This window comes from Nonomuraea sp. NPDC023979, from assembly GCF_040639085.1.
Taxonomy (GTDB): Bacteria; Actinomycetota; Actinomycetes; order Streptosporangiales; family Streptosporangiaceae; genus Nonomuraea; species Nonomuraea ceibae.
The window spans coordinates 86,350-105,414 of the sequence record NZ_JBEZZG010000029.1 but is presented as its reverse complement, the minus strand read 5'-3'; the positions used below and the strand labels follow the sequence as shown (position 1 = coordinate 105,414).

The 19,065-nt window shown below is 69.5% G+C and carries 23 protein-coding genes; 18 read left to right on the top strand and 5 right to left on the bottom strand.

All coding sequences use genetic code 11. From position 1 onward, the window contains the following. Nucleotides 1–94: 94 nt before the first annotated feature. The 11 genes from AB0G11_RS36790 to AB0G11_RS36740 all read left to right on the top strand — a co-directional run bounded on the left by AB0G11_RS36790 (nucleotide 95) and on the right by AB0G11_RS36740 (nucleotide 8,255). Entirely contained in the window at nucleotides 95–514 is a 420-nt protein-coding gene (locus AB0G11_RS36790; protein ID WP_219505875.1) for a hypothetical protein, read from the top strand. Nucleotides 515–581: 67 nt separating this feature from the next. Next, the gene (locus tag AB0G11_RS36785) at nucleotides 582–797 is read left to right on the top strand and encodes an AtpZ/AtpI family protein (protein WP_246645040.1); all 216 of its coding nucleotides are present in this window, start codon (nucleotides 582–584) and stop codon (nucleotides 795–797) included. Between the two features lie 67 nt (nucleotides 798–864). Next, nucleotides 865–1,659: a F0F1 ATP synthase subunit A gene (gene atpB, locus AB0G11_RS36780; RefSeq protein WP_219505873.1), complete on the top strand. Its 795-nt coding sequence runs from the start codon at nucleotides 865–867 to the stop codon at nucleotides 1,657–1,659. A 71-nt stretch (nucleotides 1,660–1,730) separates the two neighbouring features. Beyond that, entirely contained in the window at nucleotides 1,731–1,964 is a 234-nt protein-coding gene (atpE, locus tag AB0G11_RS36775) for an ATP synthase F0 subunit C (protein ID WP_049561045.1), read from the top strand. A 28-nt stretch (nucleotides 1,965–1,992) separates the two neighbouring features. Continuing rightward, nucleotides 1,993–2,544, top strand: coding sequence for a F0F1 ATP synthase subunit B (locus AB0G11_RS36770; protein ID WP_219505872.1), 552 nt, complete (start codon nucleotides 1,993–1,995; stop codon nucleotides 2,542–2,544). After that, the gene (locus AB0G11_RS36765; RefSeq protein WP_219505870.1) at nucleotides 2,544–3,353 is read left to right on the top strand and encodes a F0F1 ATP synthase subunit delta; all 810 of its coding nucleotides are present in this window, start codon (nucleotides 2,544–2,546) and stop codon (nucleotides 3,351–3,353) included. The genes AB0G11_RS36770 and AB0G11_RS36765 overlap by 1 nt, the downstream gene beginning before the upstream one ends. 23 nt (nucleotides 3,354–3,376) lie before the next feature. Continuing rightward, a complete protein-coding gene (atpA, locus tag AB0G11_RS36760) occupies nucleotides 3,377–5,026 on the top strand; it encodes a F0F1 ATP synthase subunit alpha (protein WP_219505869.1) in 1,650 nt (549 codons plus the stop codon). Between the two features lie 3 nt (nucleotides 5,027–5,029). Beyond that, nucleotides 5,030–5,932, top strand: a complete 903-nt coding sequence (locus tag AB0G11_RS36755) for a F0F1 ATP synthase subunit gamma (protein WP_219505868.1) — start codon at nucleotides 5,030–5,032, stop codon at nucleotides 5,930–5,932. Between the two features lies 1 nt (nucleotide 5,933). Beyond that, a complete protein-coding gene (gene atpD / locus AB0G11_RS36750; protein ID WP_219505866.1) occupies nucleotides 5,934–7,382 on the top strand; it encodes a F0F1 ATP synthase subunit beta in 1,449 nt (482 codons plus the stop codon). A 66-nt stretch (nucleotides 7,383–7,448) separates the two neighbouring features. Then, a complete protein-coding gene (locus AB0G11_RS36745) occupies nucleotides 7,449–7,850 on the top strand; it encodes a F0F1 ATP synthase subunit epsilon (protein ID WP_049561059.1) in 402 nt (133 codons plus the stop codon). 27 nt (nucleotides 7,851–7,877) lie between these two features. Further along, the gene (locus AB0G11_RS36740; RefSeq protein WP_219505851.1) at nucleotides 7,878–8,255 is read left to right on the top strand and encodes a DUF2550 domain-containing protein; all 378 of its coding nucleotides are present in this window, start codon (nucleotides 7,878–7,880) and stop codon (nucleotides 8,253–8,255) included. Between the two features lie 13 nt (nucleotides 8,256–8,268). On the opposite strand, the gene AB0G11_RS36735 is transcribed toward AB0G11_RS36740, so the two are convergent. Next, nucleotides 8,269–8,859 (bottom strand): cob(I)yrinic acid a,c-diamide adenosyltransferase, encoded by a 591-nt coding sequence (locus AB0G11_RS36735; RefSeq protein WP_219505849.1) that lies wholly within the window; start codon nucleotides 8,857–8,859, stop codon nucleotides 8,269–8,271. 127 nt (nucleotides 8,860–8,986) lie between these two features. Between AB0G11_RS36735 and AB0G11_RS36730 the strand changes: the two genes are divergently transcribed. From AB0G11_RS36730 to AB0G11_RS36715, 4 genes are read left to right on the top strand one after another with little or no spacing between them, the layout of a single operon-like run. After that, on the top strand, nucleotides 8,987–9,886 hold the full coding sequence (locus AB0G11_RS36730; protein ID WP_357591291.1) for an ATP-binding cassette domain-containing protein: 900 nt from the start codon (nucleotides 8,987–8,989) through the stop codon (nucleotides 9,884–9,886). 5 nt (nucleotides 9,887–9,891) lie between these two features. Continuing rightward, the gene (locus AB0G11_RS36725) at nucleotides 9,892–10,992 is read left to right on the top strand and encodes an ABC transporter permease (protein ID WP_357591307.1); all 1,101 of its coding nucleotides are present in this window, start codon (nucleotides 9,892–9,894) and stop codon (nucleotides 10,990–10,992) included. Continuing rightward, nucleotides 10,992–12,155, top strand: a complete 1,164-nt coding sequence (locus tag AB0G11_RS36720; RefSeq protein ID WP_357591290.1) for a histidine kinase — start codon at nucleotides 10,992–10,994, stop codon at nucleotides 12,153–12,155. The genes AB0G11_RS36725 and AB0G11_RS36720 overlap by 1 nt, the downstream gene beginning before the upstream one ends. A 50-nt stretch (nucleotides 12,156–12,205) precedes the next feature. Further along, nucleotides 12,206–12,523, top strand: coding sequence for an STAS domain-containing protein (locus AB0G11_RS36715; RefSeq protein ID WP_219505833.1), 318 nt, complete (start codon nucleotides 12,206–12,208; stop codon nucleotides 12,521–12,523). Nucleotides 12,524–12,569: 46 nt separating this feature from the next. On the opposite strand, the gene AB0G11_RS36710 is transcribed toward AB0G11_RS36715, so the two are convergent. The 4 genes from AB0G11_RS36710 to nucS all read right to left on the bottom strand — a co-directional run bounded on the left by AB0G11_RS36710 (nucleotide 12,570) and on the right by nucS (nucleotide 16,556). Continuing rightward, the gene (locus AB0G11_RS36710; protein WP_357591289.1) at nucleotides 12,570–13,526 is read right to left on the bottom strand and encodes a hypothetical protein; all 957 of its coding nucleotides are present in this window, start codon (nucleotides 13,524–13,526) and stop codon (nucleotides 12,570–12,572) included. A 177-nt stretch (nucleotides 13,527–13,703) separates the two neighbouring features. After that, nucleotides 13,704–14,369: a TetR/AcrR family transcriptional regulator gene (locus AB0G11_RS36705; protein WP_357591288.1), complete on the bottom strand. Its 666-nt coding sequence runs from the start codon at nucleotides 14,367–14,369 to the stop codon at nucleotides 13,704–13,706. A gap of 19 nt (nucleotides 14,370–14,388) precedes the next feature. Next, nucleotides 14,389–15,861: an aldehyde dehydrogenase family protein gene (locus tag AB0G11_RS36700; RefSeq protein ID WP_357591287.1), complete on the bottom strand. Its 1,473-nt coding sequence runs from the start codon at nucleotides 15,859–15,861 to the stop codon at nucleotides 14,389–14,391. A gap of 32 nt (nucleotides 15,862–15,893) precedes the next feature. Continuing rightward, the gene (gene nucS / locus AB0G11_RS36695; protein ID WP_219505826.1) at nucleotides 15,894–16,556 is read right to left on the bottom strand and encodes an endonuclease NucS; all 663 of its coding nucleotides are present in this window, start codon (nucleotides 16,554–16,556) and stop codon (nucleotides 15,894–15,896) included. 36 nt (nucleotides 16,557–16,592) lie between these two features. Between nucS and AB0G11_RS36690 the strand changes: the two genes are divergently transcribed. Genes AB0G11_RS36690 through AB0G11_RS36680 form a run of 3 tightly spaced genes read left to right on the top strand, consistent with a single transcriptional unit; the run spans nucleotide 16,593 to nucleotide 19,043 of the window. Continuing rightward, nucleotides 16,593–18,041 (top strand): 3-hydroxyacyl-CoA dehydrogenase NAD-binding domain-containing protein, encoded by a 1,449-nt coding sequence (locus tag AB0G11_RS36690; RefSeq protein ID WP_357591286.1) that lies wholly within the window; start codon nucleotides 16,593–16,595, stop codon nucleotides 18,039–18,041. Further along, entirely contained in the window at nucleotides 18,038–18,328 is a 291-nt protein-coding gene (locus AB0G11_RS36685; RefSeq protein ID WP_219505822.1) for an ATP/GTP-binding protein, read from the top strand. Before AB0G11_RS36690 ends, AB0G11_RS36685 begins: the two co-directional genes overlap by 4 nt. A 10-nt stretch (nucleotides 18,329–18,338) precedes the next feature. Continuing rightward, entirely contained in the window at nucleotides 18,339–19,043 is a 705-nt protein-coding gene (locus AB0G11_RS36680; protein ID WP_219505820.1) for an alpha/beta fold hydrolase, read from the top strand. The last annotated feature ends 22 nt before the right edge of the window (nucleotides 19,044–19,065 follow it).

Genomic DNA, 19,065 nt, shown 5'->3' with positions numbered 1-19,065 from the left:
TGAGCTTGTGATATCTTTCACGAGCAGGGGCCCCCAAACGCGAATGTTCTGGGGGTAGCAAACGCTCGCTTGATAACTCGTTGATGGAGCTCCGATGCAGGCCAACGACGTGCGCGTACTCAAAAGCGCCGCGATTCCCACCCTCGGGGTAGGGGCGGTGGCCGTGGTCGTGAGCCTTCTGGTGGCGGGCGGCGGCGGCGCCCTCGGCGCACTGCTCGGCGTCCTGCTCGTCGGCGTCTTCTTCAGCATCAGCGTGGTGGCCGTCGCCTACGCGGCGCGCGTCTCTCCGCAGATGATGGCCATCGCCGCGATGGTCAGCTACCTCGTCAAAGTCATCGTCATCATGGTGATGCTGGTCACTTTCCGTGACACCACGCTGTGGAACACGCAGGCGTTCGCCTGGACCGTCGTGGCCGGCACCGTCGTCTGGACCGCCTTCGAAGTCCGCGCCTTCATGAAGACGAAGATGCTCTATGTCGACCCCGACGCCAAGGTCCCCGGGCAGGGCGACTGATGAGCCTGGTAAAACGCGGGGTCCGATATGACTAGTCCTCTGCTCGCCTGCTATCGTCAGGGCCGCGATGAGCCAACAGGAACGCCGACCGGAAACCGACGGTCGGGACTTCTCCGACGCCATGTGGTCGGTCCCCAGCTACCTCCTCGCCGGGATGGCAGTCTACGGCGGACTCGGGTGGCTGTTGGACCGCTGGCTCGACATGTCCGCGTTCTTCCCCATAGGCATCGTCCTGGGGGTCTCGCTCGCCGGCTACGCGGTCTACCGGAGACACGGTCGCTAGCCGTACGGCGCGACCGCATCTCCGAGGAAACTTCTGTGATCCACTACGACGTTGAAGGGAACGCCGCGTGAGTGCGCTGACGGTCCTAGCACCTCCGGGAGAGTTCGGGGCGCCTACGCCTGACGAGCTGTTCACTCTGCCCCCGATCATTCCCGGGGTCGAATGGTTCACCAAGCCGGTGCTCCTCGCCCTTTTCAGCTCGGTCCTGGTGATCGGCATCTGCTGGGCGGCCTTCGCCAGCCCGAAGCTGGTGCCCCGGGGCATGCAGAACGTCGTCGAGCTCGGCTACATGTTCGTCCGCGACCAGGTCGCCCGGCCCTTCCTGGGCAAGGACGCCGACCGGTGGATGGGCCTGCTGGTCTCGATCTTCTTCCTGGTGCTGGTCTGGAACCTCCTGGGCGTCGTCCCGGTCCTCCAGTTCCCGGTCGCCTCGCACATCGCCTTCCCGATCGTGCTCGCGGCAACCATCTACATCCTCAAGATCTACCTGGGCATCAAGCACCAGGGCGGCATCGGCTACTTCAAGAACATGATGTTCCCGCCGGGACTGCCGAAGCCGATCTACTTCCTGCTGGCCCCGATCGAGTTCCTGTCGAACATGATCATCGCGCCCTTCACGCACGCGGTGCGACTGTTCGCCAACATGTTCGCGGGCCACATGCTGCTGGCCTTCTTCAGCATGGTGGGCTTCTGGTTCCTCTTCGAGAAGCTGACCCCGCTCGGCGCCCCCATCGGCGTCATCGGGGTGGTGATGACCATCCTGCTCACGGGCCTGGAGATGTTCATCATGTACCTGCAGGCGTTCCTGTTCGCGATGCTGGCCGCGATGTACATCGGCAGCTCGCTGCACGCGGATCACTGAGAACCACAGACCGGATTAGTCCAGACCGGTGAAATTCCGAATCACCGGCCGTCCAGTAAAGGAAAACAGCAATGAGCGTTCTCGCTGAGGTCTCCGGCAACGTCACCGCCATCGGTTACGGTCTCGCCGCCATCGGCCCCGGCATCGGCGTCGGCATCATCTTCGGTCAGGGCGTGCAGGCCATCGCGCGTCAGCCCGAGGCCTACGGCCTGATCCGCCAGAACATGCTCCTCGGCTTCGTCCTCACCGAGGCCCTCGCCCTGATCGGTCTGGTCGCCCCGTTCATTTTCCAGGGCATCGCCTGATCATCCCCTCTGACGAAAGGCTGCAACCATGATCACGGCAGCTAAGCTCATCGTTGCGGAGGAGGGCGCCAACCCTCTCATGCCGCACACTTACGAGCTCGTCGTCGGCGTCTTCGCGTTCTTCGTCGTCGTCCTGGTCGTCGGAAAGATTCTCGTCCCGCGTGTACAGAAGACGCTGGCCGAGCGTACCGACGCCATCGAAGGCGGCATCAAGAGGGCGGAAGAGGCCCAGGCCCAGGCCCAGGTCCTGCAGCAGCAGTACGCCGAGCAGCTCGAAGAGGCCAGGCGTGACGCGGCCCGGCTGCGCGAGGAGGCTCGCGAGCAGGCGGCGCAGATCAAGGCTGAGCTCCGCGAGGAGGCGCAGGCCGAGGCCCGCCGTCTCGTCGAGGCGGCGCACGCCCAGATCGAGGCCGACCGGCAGGCGGCGTTCGCCCAGCTCCGCAACGAGGTCGGTCGCCTGTCGACCGAGCTCGCCGGCCGCATCGTCGGCGAGTCCCTGGAGGACGAGTCGCGGCAGAGCCGCATCGTCGACCGGTTCCTCGACGAGCTGGAGAGCTCCAACGCGCAGGCGGTGCGTTAATGAGGGGCTTGAGCAGGACTTCGCTGGCAGAGGTCGAGGAGCGCTTCAACGCGGTCGCCGGTAGTGCCGACCTCGGCGCGCTCTCCGACGAGCTGTTCGCTGTCGCGGATCTGCTCGACCGCGAGCACGGCCTGCGTCGCGCCCTGTCCGACCAGTCCCGGGCCGGCGAGCAGAAGGCCGCCACGGCCCGCGCGCTGCTCCAGGGCAAGGTCAGCGAGGCCACGGTCGCCACGACCGAGGCCGCCGTCTCGGCCAGGTGGTCGCGTGCCGGCGACCTGGCCGACGTGCTGGAGCGCCTGGGCGTGGTCGCCGCCGCCGCCGAGGCGGAGGGTCAGCGCAAGCTGGACGAGGTGGAGGACGAGCTCTTCCGCTTCGGCCGCATCGTCGCCGCCAACCCGGACCTGCGCCGGGCGCTCGCCGACGCCGCCGCCCCTGAGGCGGGCAAGCGCGAGCTGCTCGCGGGTCTGCTCGGCGGCAAGGCAGCACCGACCACCCAGCGGCTCATCGCGCAGGTGGCAGTGCATCCGCGAGGACGTAGCCTGGAGACGGGGCTGGAGGAGTTCGGCCGCCTTGTGGCCGAGCAGCGCCAGCGTCTCGTGGCGGTCGTGCGCAGTGCCGTCGAGCTGACGGAGACGCAGAAGCAGCGGCTCGCCGCCTGGCTGCGCTCCTCCTACGGCCGAGACGTGCACCTGAATGTCGAGGTGGACAAGCGAGTGCTCGGTGGGTTCTCGGTCCGCATCGGCGACGAGATCATCGACACCACAATCGTGGGACGAATCGAAGAAGTCCGCCGCCGGTTGGCCGGCTAGGCGAAGAGGGAGACAGAGTAGAGATGGCGGAGCTTACGATCCGGCCGGACGAGATCCGGGACGCGCTTGAGCGCTTCGTCCAGGCGTACGAACCGGAAGGCGCCGCGCGCGAGGAGATCGGGACCGTCGTCGACGCCGGCGACGGCATCGCCCATGTCTCCGGCCTTCCCTCGGCGATGGCGAACGAGCTGCTCGAGTTCGAGAACGGCACGCGCGGCCTGGCACTGAACCTCGACACCCGTGAGATCGGTGCCGTGGTCCTGGGCGAGTTCAGCGGCATCGAGGAGGGCCAGACGGTCCGCCGGACGGGCGAGGTCCTGTCCGTGCCCGTCGGTGACGCCTTCCTCGGCCGCGTGGTCGACCCCCTGGGCAACCCCCTGGACGGCAAGGGCGCCATCGAGTCCGAGGGCCTGCGCGCCCTTGAGCTCCAGGCCCCGTCGGTCGTCCAGCGGCAGCCGGTGAAGCAGCCGCTGCAGACCGGCATCAAGGCCATCGACGCCATGACGCCGATCGGCCGCGGCCAGCGTCAGCTGATCATCGGCGACCGTGGCACCGGCAAGACCGCGATCGCGGTCGACACCATCCTCAACCAGCGCGAGGGCTGGCTGTCGGGCGACCCGGAGAAGCAGGTCCGCTGCGTCTACGTCGCCGTCGGCCAGAAGGGCTCGACCATCGCGCAGGTCAAGGCGCGGCTGGAGGAGGCCGGCGCGCTCGAGTACACGACCATCGTCGCCGCCCCCGCCTCCGACCCGGCCGGCTACAAGTACCTCGCCCCCTACACCGGCTCGGCCATCGGCCAGCACTGGATGTACCAGGGCAAGCACGTTCTCATCGTCTTCGACGACCTGACCAAGCAGGCCGACGCCTACCGCGCCGTGTCCCTGCTGCTGCGTCGCCCGCCGGGCCGTGAGGCCTTCCCCGGCGACGTGTTCTACCTCCACTCCCGCCTGCTGGAGCGCTGCGCGAAGCTCTCCAACGACATGGGCGGCGGCTCGATGACCGGTCTGCCGATCATCGAGACGAAGGGCAACGACGTCTCGGCGTTCATCCCGACCAACGTCATCTCCATCACCGACGGCCAGTGCTTCCTGGAGACCGACCTGTTCAACGCGGGTGTCCGTCCCGCGATCAACGTCGGTATCTCCGTCTCCCGAGTCGGTGGTTCGGCGCAGGTCAAGGCCATGCGCAAGGTGGCCGGCACGCTCAAGCTCTCCCTGTCGCAGTACCGCGACCTGGAGGCGTTCGCGGCCTTCGCCTCCGACCTGGACGCCGCGTCCCGAGCCCAGCTCGACCGCGGTCAGCGCCTGGTCGAGCTGCTCAAGCAGCCGCAGTACTCGCCGTTCCCGGTCGAGAAGCAGGTCGTGTCGGTGTGGGCCGGCACCACCGGTGAGCTCGACGAGGTGCCGGTCGAGGACGTGCGCCGCTTCGAGGGTGAGTTCCTCGACTACCTCGGCTCCTCCCACAAGGGTGTCTTCGACGGCATCCGGGAGACCAACGAGCTGTCCGACGACGCGGTGACCGTGCTCAAGGACGCGATCGTGGAGTTCAAGAAGGGCTTCACCACCTCCTCGGGTGAGCTGCTGGTCAAGGACGAGCCGGTGGCGCCGCTCGGTGCCGACGAGGTCGGCCAGGAGAAGATCAAGAAGGTCGTCCGTCCGGCGGCGGAGAAGTAGGACATGGGTGCCCAGCTAAGGCTGCTGCGGCGGCGGATCAGCTCGGTCAAGTCGACCGCGAAGATCACGCGCGCCCAGGAGCTCATCGCCTCTTCGCGGATCGTGAAGGCACAGATGCGGATGCAGGCGGCGCTGCCGTACGAGCGTGAGATCACTCGCGCCGTCACCGGCGTCGTCAGCAACGCGGCCAGTGTCGACCATCCGCTGACCGTGGCGAAGGAGAACCCCGCCAAGGCGGGCGTCCTCATCGTCACCAGCGACAGCGGGTTCTGTGGCGGCTTCAACGCCAACGTCCTGCGCGAGGCCGAGGCCCTGCGCGGGCTGCTGGAGGGCCGCGGCCTCAGCGTCGTCCCGTTCGTCACCGGGCGCAAGGGTGTCACCTGGCACTCCTTCCGCCAGCGGGAGATGGGCGGGCAGTGGGTCGGTTTCTCCAGGAACCCGGCTTACGCCGACGCCAAGGAGATCGCCAACACGCTGATCGACTCCTTCAAGGACGACAACGGGATCGACGAGATCCACATCGTCTCGACCGAGTTCGTCTCGATGCTGACGCAGAACGTCGTGGTCAGGCGGATCCTGCCGCTGGAGGTCGAGGAGACCGAGGCGACGGAGTCCACCACGATCCCGCCGTACTTCGAGTTCGAGCCCACGGCGGGCGACGTGCTGGAGACGCTGCTGCCGCGTTACGTGGAGTCGCGCATCTTCACCGCGCTGCTGCAGTCGGCGGCCTCCGAGGAGGCCGCGCGGCGGCGCGCGATGAAGTCGGCCACCGACAACGCCAACGAGCTGATGCGGATGCTGACCCAGCAGATGAACCAGGCTCGTCAGGCCGAGATCACCCAGGAAATCAGCGAGATCGTCGGTGGCGCCAACGCGCTCGCTGACGCCGCAGCGGGGAAAGAGTGAAATGACTGCAGAGGCTGTTGAAACTGTAGAAACCCCCGCGGCCGGCACTGGCCGCGTGGCCCGCGTCACCGGCGCCGTCGTTGACGTGGAGTTCCCCGTCGAGGGGATGCCCGAGATCTACAACGCGCTCAAGGTCGAGGTGACCCTCGGCGGCGAGACCAAGACCCTGACCCTCGAGGTCGCCCAGCACCTGGGTGACAACCTCGTCCGGGCCATCTCGATGCAGCCGACCGACGGCATGGTCCGCGGCCAGGCGGTGCTCGACACCGGCGCGCCGATCTCGGTGCCCGTCGGCGACGTCGTCAAGGGCCACGTGTGGAACGCGCTGGGCGAGACGCTGGACGTGCCGACCTCCTCGCTCAAGATCGAGGAGCGGTGGGGCATCCACCGTCCGTCGCCGGCCTTCGACCAGCTCGAGTCCCGCACGGAGCTGCTGGTCACCGGCATCAAGGTCATCGACCTGCTCACCCCGTACGTGCAGGGTGGCAAGATCGGTCTGTTCGGCGGCGCGGGCGTCGGCAAGACCGTTCTGATCCAGGAGATGATCCGCCGCGTCGCCCGTAACTTCGGTGGCACCTCGTGCTTCGCCGGCGTGGGTGAGCGCACCCGTGAGGGCAACGACCTCTGGCTGGAGATGGAGGAGGCGGACGTCCTCAAGGACACCGCGCTCGTCTTCGGTCAGATGGACGAGCCGCCGGGCACCCGTCTGCGGGTGGCGCTGTCGGCGCTGACCATGGCGGAGTACTTCCGCGATGTTCAGGGACAGGACGTGCTCCTGTTCATCGACAACATCTTCCGCTTCACGCAGGCCGGTTCCGAGGTGTCCACGCTGCTCGGCCGTATGCCGTCCGCGGTGGGCTACCAGCCGACGCTGGCCGACGAGATGGGTGTGCTCCAGGAGCGCATCACCTCGACGCGCGGTCACTCGATCACCTCCATGCAGGCGATCTACGTGCCCGCCGACGACATCACCGACCCGGCCCCGCACAACGCGTTCGCGCACCTCGACGCGCAGACCGTGCTTTCGCGGCCGATCTCGGAGAAGGGCATCTACCCCGCGGTGGACCCGCTCGACTCCTCCTCCCGGATCCTCGACCCGCAGATCGTCGGCGAGGAGCACTACCGGGTGGCCCAGGAGACCAAGCGGATCCTGCAGAAGTACCGCGAGCTCCAGGACATCATCGCCATCCTCGGTATCGACGAGCTCTCCGAGGAGGACAAGGTCACCGTCCAGCGGGCCCGCCGCATCGAGCGCTTCCTGTCGCACCCGATGTACGCGGCCGAGGCCTTCACCGGCCAGCCGGGCGAGACCGTGCCGCTGGACGAGACCATCGCCTCCTTCAAGGGCCTCTGCGCGGGTGAGTACGACCACCTGCCCGAGCAGGCGTTCTTCATGGTCGGCGGCATCGAGCAGGCCGTGGCCAAGGCCAAGGAACTCGAGCGTCGCTAAGTCGCCCTACCGGTGGTGGCGCGGTTGCGGCCGGGCCACCACCTGATCGGAAAGGAACCTACACAAGTGGCGAAGCTACGCGTAGGGGTTGTCTCACCCGAGCGTGAGATCTGGTCGGGCGAGGCCGACATGGTGATTGCCAAGACCGTGGACGGCGAGATCGGTATTATGCCGCAACACGCACCCGTGCTCGGCGTCCTCGTCGAGGGCGGCGTGCTGAAGGTGAAGCGGGAGGGCCAGGACGACCTGGTCGCCGCGGTCCACGGCGGTTTCATCTCCGTGGCCGACGACGAGGTCTCCGTGCTCGCCGAGGTGGCCGAGCTCGGTTCCGAGGTCGACGTCGCGGCTGCCCGTGACGCTCTCGACCGGGCCCAGGCCTCGATCGAGGCCAACCAGGAGGACGCTGACGCGGCCATCGAGGCGAAGCGGGCCAGGGCCCGGCTGCGCGCGGCGGGCGAAGAGGTCTGATATTACGAGCGCTAGGGGGCGGCAGGCATGGTCGAGACTTTGGTGATCTGTGCGCTGCTTGCCGCCGCTCTGGCGGTCGTGCGTTACTTCATGCTCGCGCGCCGGGGGAGCGTACCCTGCCGGCTGCGTGTCGGGCAGGGAGCCTGGCAGAGCGGCGTAGCGCGCTACGCCGACGGAGAGCTCCACTGGATTCCGCTCATGGGTGTGCGACTGAGGCCGCGCCACGCGATCGCGAGGCGCGGCCTCGTCGTTTCCCAGCGCAGGGAGATCGACGGCGGCCTGTACGCGGTCGACTGCTCCGGCTCCACCCGTGACCTGTCGCTGGCGATGAGCGCCGACGCGCTGACCGGTTTCCTGGCCTGGCTGGAGTCGGCGCCGCCGAGCGCTTACCTGGACGTCGCCTGATCAGCGGGCTTGATCAGCGGGTGCCGCCGGGCTTCCAGAGGATCTCGTCGCCCGCGTGGGCGATCCGGCACAGGATGAACAGCAGGTCCGACAGCCGGTTGAGGTAAGTCGCGGTCAGCGGGTTCATGTCGTCGTGGGTGTGCAGGGCCGCCCACGTGGTGCGTTCGGCCCGGCGTACGGTGACGCGGGCGACGTGCAGGCTCGCGGTGGCGGGGTCGCCGCCGGGCAGGATGAAGCTGCGCAGCGGCTTGAGCCGGGCGTTGAAGTGGTCGCACTGCTCTTCGAGCCGGTCGATGTAGGACTGCTCGACGCGCAGCGGCGGGAACTCGGGGTCGGCCGTGACCGGGGTGGCGAGGTCGGCGCCGAGGTCGAACAGCTCGTTCTGGACCCGTACCAGCACTTCCACGAGGTCGGCGGGCAGGGTGCCGTGCGCGAGGGCCAGCCCGAGGTGGGCGTTGGCCTCTTCCACGTCCGCGTAGGCGGCCAGTCGCGGATCGGTCTTGGACGTGCGGCTCATGTCGCTGAGCGATGTCGTGCCGTCGTCTCCGGTGCGGGTGTAGATGCGGGAGAGGACGACCGGCTTGTCCTTGTCTGCGCGCGTCATGAGCCCAGCGTAATGACAAATGTCATCCGGAACGGACGCGTAGCGCATGCCAGGCTCCTGATTTCAGCACCTACCAGGGCGAACGCCTGTTACGGGACGATTGGTGCATGACGAAGGAGAGAACCTGATGCTCGAGATCAGCGAACTGCGCAAGCGCTTCGCCGCGGCCCCCGGGGCGACCGAGGGCAAGCTCGCCCTGGACGGGATCGGCTTCACGGTCCGGCCGGGGGAAATGTTCGGGTTCGTCGGCGCGAACGGCGCCGGCAAGACGACGACGATGCGGATCGTCATGGGGGTCCTGAAGGCCGACTCCGGTTCGGTGAGCTGGCAGGGCAAGCCGCTGGGCTACGGCGAGCGGCAGCGGTTCGGCTACATGCCGGAGGAGCGCGGCCTCTACCAGAAGATGCGCGCCGGCGAGCAGATCGAGTACTTCGGCCAGCTCCACGGCCTGAGCGCGCCGGCGGCCAAGAAGGCCACCGACGACCTGCTGGAGCGGCTGGGCCTGACCGAGCGCAGGAACGACTCGGTGGAGTCGCTGTCGCTGGGCAACCAGCAGCGCGTGCAGCTCGCCGTCGCGCTGGTGCACGACCCCGAGGTGCTGATCCTCGACGAGCCGTTCTCCGGGCTCGACCCGATCGCGGTCGAGACGCTGGCCACGGCCCTTCAGGAGCGCTGCCGCGGCGGTGTCCCCGTCATCTTCTCCAGTCACCAGCTCGAACTGGTCGAGCGGCTGTGCGACTCGGTCGGCATCGTGTCGGCCGGCCGGATGGTGGCCAGCGGCACGGTGGGCGACCTGCGCGCCGCCGAGGGCGGCACGCTGCGCGTCGTGGTGCGCGGCGCGACGCCGGGCTGGGCCGACGGCCTGCCGGGCGAGCTCAGCGTGACCGGCGACCGCCACACCCTGCTCGTCGTCGCCGGCGGTGACGACCAGGAGATTCTGCGCCGCGCACTCAAGGCCGGGCACGTGGAGCACTTCGGCGTCGAGCAGCCGACCCTCACCGAGATCTTCAAGGAGGCCGTGGCGTGAACGGCATGATGCTGGTGGCCAGGCGCGAGATCGGCACCCAGGTCAGGACGCGGGCTTTCAAGATCAGCCTGCTGATCACCGCGGTGCTGGTCGGCGCGCTGGCCTTCGCCCCCAAGCTGCTCGACCGCCCCGACTCCTACACCGTGGGCACGGTCAACTCCCAGCAGCTCCCGCTGGCGCAGGCGGCGCCGGACGCCACGTTCGAGTGGCGTGCGTTCCCGGACGAGGAGGCCGCCAAGGAGGCGGTGCTCGCCGGAGACGTGGACGCCGCGCTCATCGACGGCGTCAAGGTCATCACCGACGGCGAGATCGAGACCGAGCTCGGCGTGCTCATGCAGAGCACGAACCGGGAGGTCAAGCTGGGCGCGGCCGGGGTGTCGATCCCGCCGCTGCAGATGCAGTCGGTCGGCGCCGACACCCGCTACGAGGCCGCCCGCACCGGAATCGCCGTGGTGCTCGTGCTGGTGCTCTTCATGTTGATCATCGGACAGACCATGATGGTCGCCATGGGCGTGGTCGAGGAGAAGGGCAGCCGGATCGTGGAGATCCTGCTCAGCTCGATCCGGCCGTGGCAGCTCCTCGGCGGCAAGATCATCGGGCTGGGCGTGCTCGGCCTGATCAACCTGGGCACGATCCTCGTGGTCGGCCTCGCGGCCTCGTTCGCCTCCGGCTTCGCCGCCGACTTCCCGCCGGGCATGGCGGGCATCGTGGCGGGCGTGCTGGTCTGGTTCGTGCTCGGCTACGCCTTCTTCGCCACGCTCGCCGCCGCCCTGGCCTCGCTGGTCTCCCGCCAGGAGGAGGTCGGCAACGTGATGTCGCCGCTGACCATGCTCATCATGGCCGCCTACTTCGTGGCCTTCTACGCCACCAGCGACCCGACCGGCACGCTGGCCACGATCGTGTCGTTCGTCCCGCCGTTCTCCTCCATGGTGATGCCGGTGCGGATGGCCGCCACCGAGGTGCCGCTGTGGGAGGTCGGGGCCTCGGCCGCGCTGATGATCGTCGCCGTGCTCGCCACGCTGTCCTTCGGGGCCAAGGTGTATGAGCGGGCCGTGCTGCGGACCGGCGCCCGGGTCAAGCTGGGTGAAGTGCTGCGCGCCAAGTGATGAATCCGATCGATCGGGCCCGGCGCCACACGCTGCACATGATGGCCTCCATCGTGGTGATGCTGTGGCTGTTCATCATCGGGCGGCTGTTCCTGCACGCCGAGGACGTCCACTGGCAGCGCGTCGTGCCCGGGCTGATCGCGGTGACGGCGTTCACCTGGTACTACCACCGGGCCGTCTCGGCCGTGCTGCGCGACCGCTACGCCCGGCGGGAGGTCACGATCGCCGGGGTGCTCGCGCTGGTGACCGCGAGCGCCGGCGGTGCCGACCCGATGAGCTGGGGGTTCACGCTGGCGGCCTGGCTGTCGGTGGCGGCGATCGGCGTACGGGTCCGCACCGCCACGGTCATGGCGGTGGGCACGATGGCCGCCGGGGTGCTGCTGGGCCTGGGCAACTACCTGCTGGACCCGGACGTCCTGCTCCTGCGTGACGTGACCGCCGGCCCCGTCGTGGCGTACCTGGTCTTCATCTACGGGCTGTTCTGCGTGGCGTTCCCGTGGACGAACCGGGTGTGGATGTGGATCTGGCAGCTCGCCGTCCAGGCCAGCGAGGGCAAGGAGGCGCACACACGGCTCGCGCTCGCCGAGGAGCGGCTGCGCTTCTCCCGCGACCTGCACGACCTGGTCGGCCACCAGCTCTCGGCCATCGCGGTCAAGACCGAGCTGGCGGTGCGCCTGGCCGACGCCGACACCGGGGCGGCCAAGGCGGAGATGACCGAGGTCCACGCGCTCACCAGGAAGGCGCTGAAGGAGCTGCGGCAGGCCGTGCGCGGCTACCGCGAGCTTGACTTGGGCGCGGAGCTGAATAGCGTGAAAGGGGTCCTGGAAGCGGCGGGGGTGCGCTGCGAGACGCGCCTGCCCCACCGCGAGCTGCCCGAAGGCGTGGCGCCGGTGTTCGCCTACGTCGTCCGCGAGGCGGTGACCAACGTGCTCAAGCACAGCACGGCCACCTTCTGCGACATCCTCATCCGGTTCACCGACGAGGAGGCGGAGGTGCGGGTCCGCAACGACGGGGCGACCGGCCGCAGCGGCGACGAGCTGGGCAGCGGCCTTTCGGGGCTGGCCGAGCGGGTGGGCGCCGTGCGGGGCACGCTGACGGCCGGTCCGGTCGACGACGGGCACTTTCTGCTGCGAGCGGTCGTGTCGTTGCCGATTGCTGGGTAGTGGGAAGGTGTCGGGGTTCGCCCCGGCGCACGTTGTTCTGAGGAGGTGGCATGCGCGTCCGGGGCAATCCGAAGGCACAGGTGGTGCGGACCGGTCAGCGGCTCGACGCGGGGACGTCGGCGGGCGTGCGGACGATGCTGCACGAGGCCGTCGACTCCGGCGAGGGCGACCTGATCCTCGACCTCTCCAAGCTGGAGATGATCGACGCCACCGGTCTCGGAGTGCTCGTGGGCACGCATCGGCTCGCGCTGAGCGCGCAACGCCGCCTCGTCCTTCGGGGGGTGCCCCCGCGGATCATGCGGATACTTGCGGTGACCCGGCTGAATCGGGTGCTCCACGTCGAGGTGACGCACGCCGCGGTGGCCTGAGCGACACATATCGGACCGGGTGGCGATCAGCCGCCGCCCGCTCCCTTCAGGTCCTGCCCCGCAGCCTGGCCAGCGTGGCCGGCGTCTGGGCGTCCAGCCAGTCGGCGAGCTGCTCGAACGACACGCAGCGCACCTCCTGCCGGGTGCAGACCCGGTCCATCAGCCCGAGCAGCGCCCGCTGGTAGATGCCGCCGTTCCAGCTCGCGAAGTGGTGGCCGATGAACACCGGGGCCCGGTCGGTGCGCAGCGAGCGCTCCACGGCGCGCTCGTAGGCGCGGCCCGCCTGCCGCTCCCAGCGGTCCCGTAGCCGCCGCGGGCCGGGCCTGGCGCCGCTCTGCACCGCGTAGAGGTTGTAGTCCATGGCGAGCACCTGTCGGCCGCCCACGTCGATGCCCGGCAGCGGGAACTGCCACAGGCCCGCCCGCTTGCGCGGCCAGGCCGCCACGCCGGTGCCCGACGCGTCGTAGCGCCACCCGTACGAGCGGAAGGCCCGGAACATCGCCTGCCGGTCACCTTGCAGGCAGGGGGTACGGCCGCCGCGGATGGCCTCGCGGACCCGGAACGGCAGGTCGGGCAGGTGCGTCAGGCCGGAGTTGCGCCGCCAGTCGGTGACGAAGCGGTGGAACTGGCGGATCTCGCTGCGCCAGTCGGCGGCCGACCAGGAGTTGACGCCGCGGCTGCCGCAGAAGTGGCCGTTGAAGTGGGTGCCGATCTCGTGGCCGGCGTTCCAGGCGGCGGTCAGCTCGCGGGCCTGCAGCCGCATCCGGGCGGGCCGCTGGAAGCCGATGTCGGAGCTGCCGCGCCGGTGGCCGGGGGGACGGTAGAGGCGGCGGTGGTCGGAGGGCAGGAGGTAGACGCCGGACAGGAAGAACGTCAGGGTGGCCCGGTTGCGGGCCGCGGACTCGCGGAAGGCGCGGAACCAGCCGTTGCCCACCCCGGCACCGTCGAAGGAGATGACCACGAACTGGGGTGGCCGTTCGCCGTCGGCGAGACTGCAGCGCACGCTTTCGCACCAATCGCGCCGGGTGGCCGTCTCCTGGACGGCCTTTTCCCCGGGCGGCTCGCTAGGTGTGCTGATTTGCCGGACTTGTCCGGCGCAGGAGGTGGTCGTCGCTATAAGGAAAATGCCGATAATCCCGCGTATCACTCGGCCATGAAACCACGGTGCGTAATCAAATCATCACGACGCTCCGAGCGACCGGCCGAAGATGTGCACGGCCACGGCCACCAGTTCGTCGATCTCGGGCGGATCATCTGCCAGGAGCCATTCGATGAGTAGCTCCTGAAGCGCCCCAATTACGCCGAGCGCCACCAGGCGCCGATTCGCCACGATGGCCGCCGGGAATTCGGCCGAGGCGTCCTCCACGAGGCGGGCGAAGGAGTCGATGGCGCGCTGCCGGGACGCCGAGAGGATGTCGCCGCTCCGGCGCACCTCGACGTGCATGATGCGGGCCCGGCGCCAGTCAGCAGTAGCGAACTCGATATATGCCCGTATCCCCGCTTTGATCCGCCCGTCGAGTGTGTTAGGCGCATCTTGTAACGCTTTGGCCACGACGGCCAGGCTTTCCTCCACGCACCGCTCGTGGAGGACCTGAAGGAGTTCCTCCTGGCTGCTGAAACATTCATAGAAGGCGCGGTTGGAGATCCGCGCCTCCGAGCACAGCCTTTCGATCGTCGTGACCGTGAAACCTGGTTTCGCGTATAGCGTGTAGGCGGCTGTCATCAGCCGCTCGCGTCTGTCCGCCAGCCTTTGCTCAGCCGACATTCCCCGGTAAGACCGGTTCACATTCCACCCGTCCGCATGATCGTGGCCCCCGAGCACACAATTATGGATGGATGATCGCATTAGGGAAAGAGTATGAAGATTATCTCTTACGTCGGCCGTGCAAGAACGTGACAAGTCTGATCAGCCGCTCAAGCTCTTGCTCGCCTCTGGTGAACGAGGTCAGGTTCATCCCCGGCAGCGCGAACCGCTGACGGGAGACCGCCTTGGGCCGGGCGAACTCGCGCAGCCCGTCGGCGCCGTGGATGCGCCCGAACCCCGAGTCTCCCACCCCGCCGAACGGCAGCGCGGGCACTCCGGCGAACGAGATGACCGAGTTGACGGCCGTCATCCCGGTCCGCATCGCGCGGGCCAGCTCCATCGCCCGGCGCCTGTTGCGCGAGAACACCGTGCCCGCCAGCCCGTACGCCGAGGCGTTGGCCAGCTCCAGCGCCTCGTGCACGTCACGGGTGCGCCGTACGGTGATCGTCGGCCCGAACGTCTCCTCGCGGACGGCGGGGGAGTCCTCCGGCACGTCCGCCACGATCACCGGGTCGACGAACGGCGCCCGCACCGAGTCCGGCCCGCCGGTGACCACCGTGCCCGACTTGGCGGCCTCGTCGATGTGCCGCCTGATGACGTCGAGCTGGCCCGGCATGGTGATCGGCCCGTAGTGCTCGCCCGCCCGGACCGAGGCGGCCCGCTGCGACAGCTCGCGCATGAACGGCTCGTAGACCGCGTCGACCACGTACACCCGCTCGACGCCCACGCACGTCTGCCCGGCGTTGGACAGCGCGCCCCACAGGCACGCGTCGGCGGCGGCCTCCAGGTCGGCGTCGGCGTCGACGATGAACGCGTCCTTGCCCCCGCACTCGATCACCACCGGCGTCAGGTTCTCGGCGCAGGCCGCCATGACGCGCTTGGCCGTCGCCGTCGAGCCGGTGAACGCGACCTTCTTGACCCGCGGGTCGCGGGCCAGCGCCGCGCCGGTCTCGCCCAGGCCGGTCACCGTCTGGAAGATCGGGTGCTCCGGCACCGCCTCGGCGACCAGCTCCGCCATCCGCACGCCGACGCCCGGCGTGAGCTCGCTCGGCTTGAACACGACCGCGTTGCCCGCCGCCAGCGCGTAGGCGATCGAGCCCATCGGCGTGAAGACCGGATAGTTCCACGGCCCGATCACGCCGACGACGCCCAGCGGCAGGTACTCGAGGCTGGCCGCCAGGTTGACGCCGATCATGCCGGTCGCGACGCGCCGCCTGCGCAGCACCTTCTCGGCGTGCCTGGCCGCCCAGTCGAGGTGCGTGATGGCCAGCACGATCTCCAGCGTGGCGTCGCCGACCGGCTTGCCCGTCTCCTCGTGCACCAGGGCGGCCAGCTCCCGCAGGTGGCGGGTGACGACCGCCTTGGCGTCGAGCAGCCGCCGCCGGCGCCCGGCGTGACCCAGCCCGCCCCACCAGGCGGCGGCCGTCTCCGCCCGCGCCACGGCCGCGCCGACCGCCTCGGCGTCCTGGTTGGGATGGCTGCCGACGACCGCGCCGGTGGCCGGGTTGAGCGAGTCGAACGTGAGCGTCGTCATGGCGTCACGATAGACCGGTAAATCAGTACTTACTAGAAGAGCGTGGGGTTCTCCGGCTCGATGCCGCGCAGGGCGTCGTAGTCGAGCGTCACGCAGTCGATGCCGCGGTCGGCCGCCAGCACCCGCGCCTGCGGCTTGATCTCCTGCGCGGCGAACACGCCCCGCACCGGCGACAGCAGCGGATCGCGGTTGAGCAGCTCCAGATAGCGGGTGAGCTGCTCGACGCCGTCGATCTCACCGCGGCGCTTGATCTCCACCGCCACCGTGGCGCCGCCGCCGTCACGGCACAGGATGTCGACCGGGCCGATGGCCGTCATGTACTCGCGCCGGATCAGCGAATAGCCCTCGCCCAGCGTGGTGATGTGCTCGGCCAGCAGCTCCTGGAGGTGCGCCTCGACGCCGTCCTTGATCAGGCCAGGGTCGACGCCCAGCTCGTGGCTGGAGTCGTGCAGGATCTCCGCCATCGTCAGGACCAGCTTCTCGCCGGTCTTGCCGTGGGTGACGGTCCAGGTGCCGTCGTCCTCCTTGAGCTTGCACGGCGGATTCATCCAGTTGAGCGGCTTGAAGGCGCGGTCGTCGGCGTGAATGGACACGCTGCCGTCAGCCTTGATGAGAACGAGCCTCGGCGCCATCGGCAGGTGTGCCGTGAGCCGTCCGATGTAATCCACGCTGCATCGCGCGATGACCAGCCGCATGACTGGCAACCCTATCGGCTCTGGAAAACTACAGGTATGGCGTTCGAAATGGTGGGAGTGGTCGGGCTCGGCACGATGGGGGCCGGGATCGCGGAGGTGTTCGCACGGGCCGGGCTGCGGGTGATCGGCGTCGAGGCCGACGCCGACGCCCTGGCCAGGGGGCGCGGCCACCTGGAGAGATCGACGCAACGGGCGGTCGACAGAGGCAGGCTCGACGGCCCCGGCCGGGACCGGATCCTCGGCCTGATCACGCTGACCACCTCACGCGAGGACCTGCGTGACGCCGACCTGGTCGTCGAGGCGATCCCGGAGATCCTCGACCACAAGATCGGCCTGTTCCGCGACCTCGACCGGATCTGCAAGCCGCAAACGGTGCTGGCCACCAACACCTCCTCGCTCCCGGTCACCGCGCTGGCCGCCGCCACCGGCAGGCCGGGCCGGGTCGTGGGCCTGCACTTCTTCAACCCGGCACCGGTCATGAAGCTCGTCGAGGTCGTCGGCACCGTCGTGACCGACGACGGGCTGCCCGCCGAGATCGCCGAGCTGGCCGCCCGGCTGGGCAAGACCCCGGTGACCGTCGGCGACCGCGCCGGGTTCGTGGTCAACCGGCTCCTGCTGCCCTACCTCAACCACGCCGCCGTGCTGCTGGAGCAGTGCGTGGCGGGGCGCGACGACATCGACGCCGCCATGACCCGCGGCGCCGGGCTGCCGATGGGCCCCTTCCAGCTGCTCGACCTCATCGGCCTCGACACCGCGTACGAGGTGATGGGGGTGCTGTTCGACGAGACCCGCGACCGGCGGCACGCCCCCGCGCCGCTGCTGCGCGAGCTCGTCGCCGCCCGGCTGCTCGGCCGCAAGACCGGGCGCGGCTTCCACGGCGACGAGCCGATGCGCCGCGAGCCCGAGAAGTCGTCGGTGATCACCTTCGGCGTCGACGGGCCCGACCCCGCCGGGATCGGCGAGCGGTTGCGCGCGGCGGGCTTCAAGTCCTCCGACGAGCCCGAGGTGATCCTGCGGGCCGCCGACCGGCCGGTGATCGAGCACGCCGTCCAGCTGCGCGACCCGGCCAAGCTTGTCGGCGTGCGCGTCGTCGGCGACCGCGTCGCCGAGCTCGCCGCCACCATCCTCACCTCGCCGGAGGCCGCGCGCTGCGCCCGCGACCTGATGAAGGTGATCGGGCTGACGCCCGTCGCCTGCCGCGACCGGGCCGGCTTCGTCACCGACGCGCTGCTCTACCCCTACCTCAACGACGCCGTGCGCATGTACGAGTCGGGCTACGCCTCCATCGGCGACATCGACACCGCCATGAAGCTGGGCTGCGGCTACCCGGCGGGGCCGTTCGAGACGCTGGAGACGATCGGCCTGGCCGTGGTGCGCGACGGGCTGCGCGCCCTCTACGCCGAGTACCGCGAGCCCGCCTACGCCCCCGCGCCGCTGCTCGACCAGCTCGTCACCGCCGGCGTGCGCGCCTTCCCCCGGCCATGAGCCCGCGCCGCGCCCGCCGCAAGGAGTCCACCCGGCCGATCGCCTTCCCCAGCGCCACCGACCGGGTGGAGGAGTGGCCCGACGGGGAGTGGAAGGTGCGCGCGCTCAGCGGCGCCTCCTCGGCCAAGAACTACCGCTGTCCCGGCTGCGACCAGGAGATCCGCACCGGCCAGCCGCACCTGGTGACCTGGCCCAACTGGACGGGCGGCGACGAGGAGCGCCGCCACTGGCACACGGTGTGCTGGCGCAAGAGACGTGACCGCGGCCCCGGCCGCAGCCGCTACTGAGAGGAACGACGTGGAGATTCGCGCGGCGAGCGTGCTGCCCGCCCGGCGGGAGCCGATCGAGCTGCACACCGGTGACGGCCTGACCCTGGTCGGCGAGCTGGCCCAGCCCGAGGACCGGCCCCCCGTGGCGACGCTGGTGACGTTGCACCCGCTGCCCACGCACGGCGGGTTCATGGACAGCCACGTGTACAAGAAGGCCGCCAACCGGCTGCCCGCCCTGGCCGGGATGGCGGTGCTGCGCTTCAACACGCGCGGCACCTCGTCCGAGCGCGGCACCTCCCAGGGCGCGTTCGACGGCGGCGAGGGCGAGCGGTTCGACGTGGCCGCGGCGCTGGAGTACGCCGAGTATCACGACCTGCCGCGCGTGTGGGTGGTCGGCTGGTCGTTCGGCAGCGAGCTGGCGCTCAAGTGGGCGCACGACCCGCTGGTGGAGGGCGCGATCCTGCTCTCCCCGCCGCTCCACAGGGCCACCGACGACGACCTCGACGCCTGGGCGGCGTTCGGCCGGCCGCTGGTGGCGCTGGTGCCGGAGTTCGACGACTACCTGCGTCCGGAGGAGGCCAGGCGGCGCTTCGCCCGGGTACCGCAGGCGGAGGTCGTCGGCGTCGACGGGGCCAAGCACCTGTGGGTGGGCGAGCCGTACGTGCGCGTCGTCCTGAACGAGATCGTCCGGCGCGTCGTGCCGGAGGCGTACCCCCTGCCGACGGAGGTCTGACCGCGCTAGAATCTTGTTCGGT

Excerpts from the sequence above, each read along its gene's own strand:
- AB0G11_RS36790 (WP_219505875.1), top strand. The coding sequence starts at position 95 with ATGCAGGCCAACGACGTGCGCGTACTCAAAAGCGCCGCGATTCCCACC.
- AB0G11_RS36785 (WP_246645040.1), top strand. The coding sequence starts at position 582 with ATGAGCCAACAGGAACGCCGACCGGAAACCGACGGTCGGGACTTCTCC.
- atpE (WP_049561045.1), top strand. The coding sequence starts at position 1,731 with ATGAGCGTTCTCGCTGAGGTCTCCGGCAACGTCACCGCCATCGGTTAC.
- AB0G11_RS36770 (WP_219505872.1), top strand. The coding sequence starts at position 1,993 with ATGATCACGGCAGCTAAGCTCATCGTTGCGGAGGAGGGCGCCAACCCT.
- AB0G11_RS36765 (WP_219505870.1), top strand. The coding sequence starts at position 2,544 with ATGAGGGGCTTGAGCAGGACTTCGCTGGCAGAGGTCGAGGAGCGCTTC.
- atpA (WP_219505869.1), top strand. The coding sequence starts at position 3,377 with ATGGCGGAGCTTACGATCCGGCCGGACGAGATCCGGGACGCGCTTGAG.
- AB0G11_RS36755 (WP_219505868.1), top strand. The coding sequence starts at position 5,030 with ATGGGTGCCCAGCTAAGGCTGCTGCGGCGGCGGATCAGCTCGGTCAAG.
- atpD (WP_219505866.1), top strand. The coding sequence starts at position 5,934 with ATGACTGCAGAGGCTGTTGAAACTGTAGAAACCCCCGCGGCCGGCACT.
- AB0G11_RS36740 (WP_219505851.1), top strand. The coding sequence starts at position 7,878 with ATGGTCGAGACTTTGGTGATCTGTGCGCTGCTTGCCGCCGCTCTGGCG.
- AB0G11_RS36735 (WP_219505849.1), bottom strand. The coding sequence starts at position 8,859 with ATGACGCGCGCAGACAAGGACAAGCCGGTCGTCCTCTCCCGCATCTAC.
- AB0G11_RS36730 (WP_357591291.1), top strand. The coding sequence starts at position 8,987 with ATGCTCGAGATCAGCGAACTGCGCAAGCGCTTCGCCGCGGCCCCCGGG.
- AB0G11_RS36725 (WP_357591307.1), top strand. The coding sequence starts at position 9,892 with ATGATGCTGGTGGCCAGGCGCGAGATCGGCACCCAGGTCAGGACGCGG.
- AB0G11_RS36720 (WP_357591290.1), top strand. The coding sequence starts at position 10,992 with ATGAATCCGATCGATCGGGCCCGGCGCCACACGCTGCACATGATGGCC.
- AB0G11_RS36715 (WP_219505833.1), top strand. The coding sequence starts at position 12,206 with ATGCGCGTCCGGGGCAATCCGAAGGCACAGGTGGTGCGGACCGGTCAG.
- AB0G11_RS36705 (WP_357591288.1), bottom strand. The coding sequence starts at position 14,369 with ATGCGATCATCCATCCATAATTGTGTGCTCGGGGGCCACGATCATGCG.
- AB0G11_RS36700 (WP_357591287.1), bottom strand. The coding sequence starts at position 15,861 with ATGACGACGCTCACGTTCGACTCGCTCAACCCGGCCACCGGCGCGGTC.
- nucS (WP_219505826.1), bottom strand. The coding sequence starts at position 16,556 with ATGCGGCTGGTCATCGCGCGATGCAGCGTGGATTACATCGGACGGCTC.
- AB0G11_RS36690 (WP_357591286.1), top strand. The coding sequence starts at position 16,593 with ATGGCGTTCGAAATGGTGGGAGTGGTCGGGCTCGGCACGATGGGGGCC.
- AB0G11_RS36685 (WP_219505822.1), top strand. The coding sequence starts at position 18,038 with ATGAGCCCGCGCCGCGCCCGCCGCAAGGAGTCCACCCGGCCGATCGCC.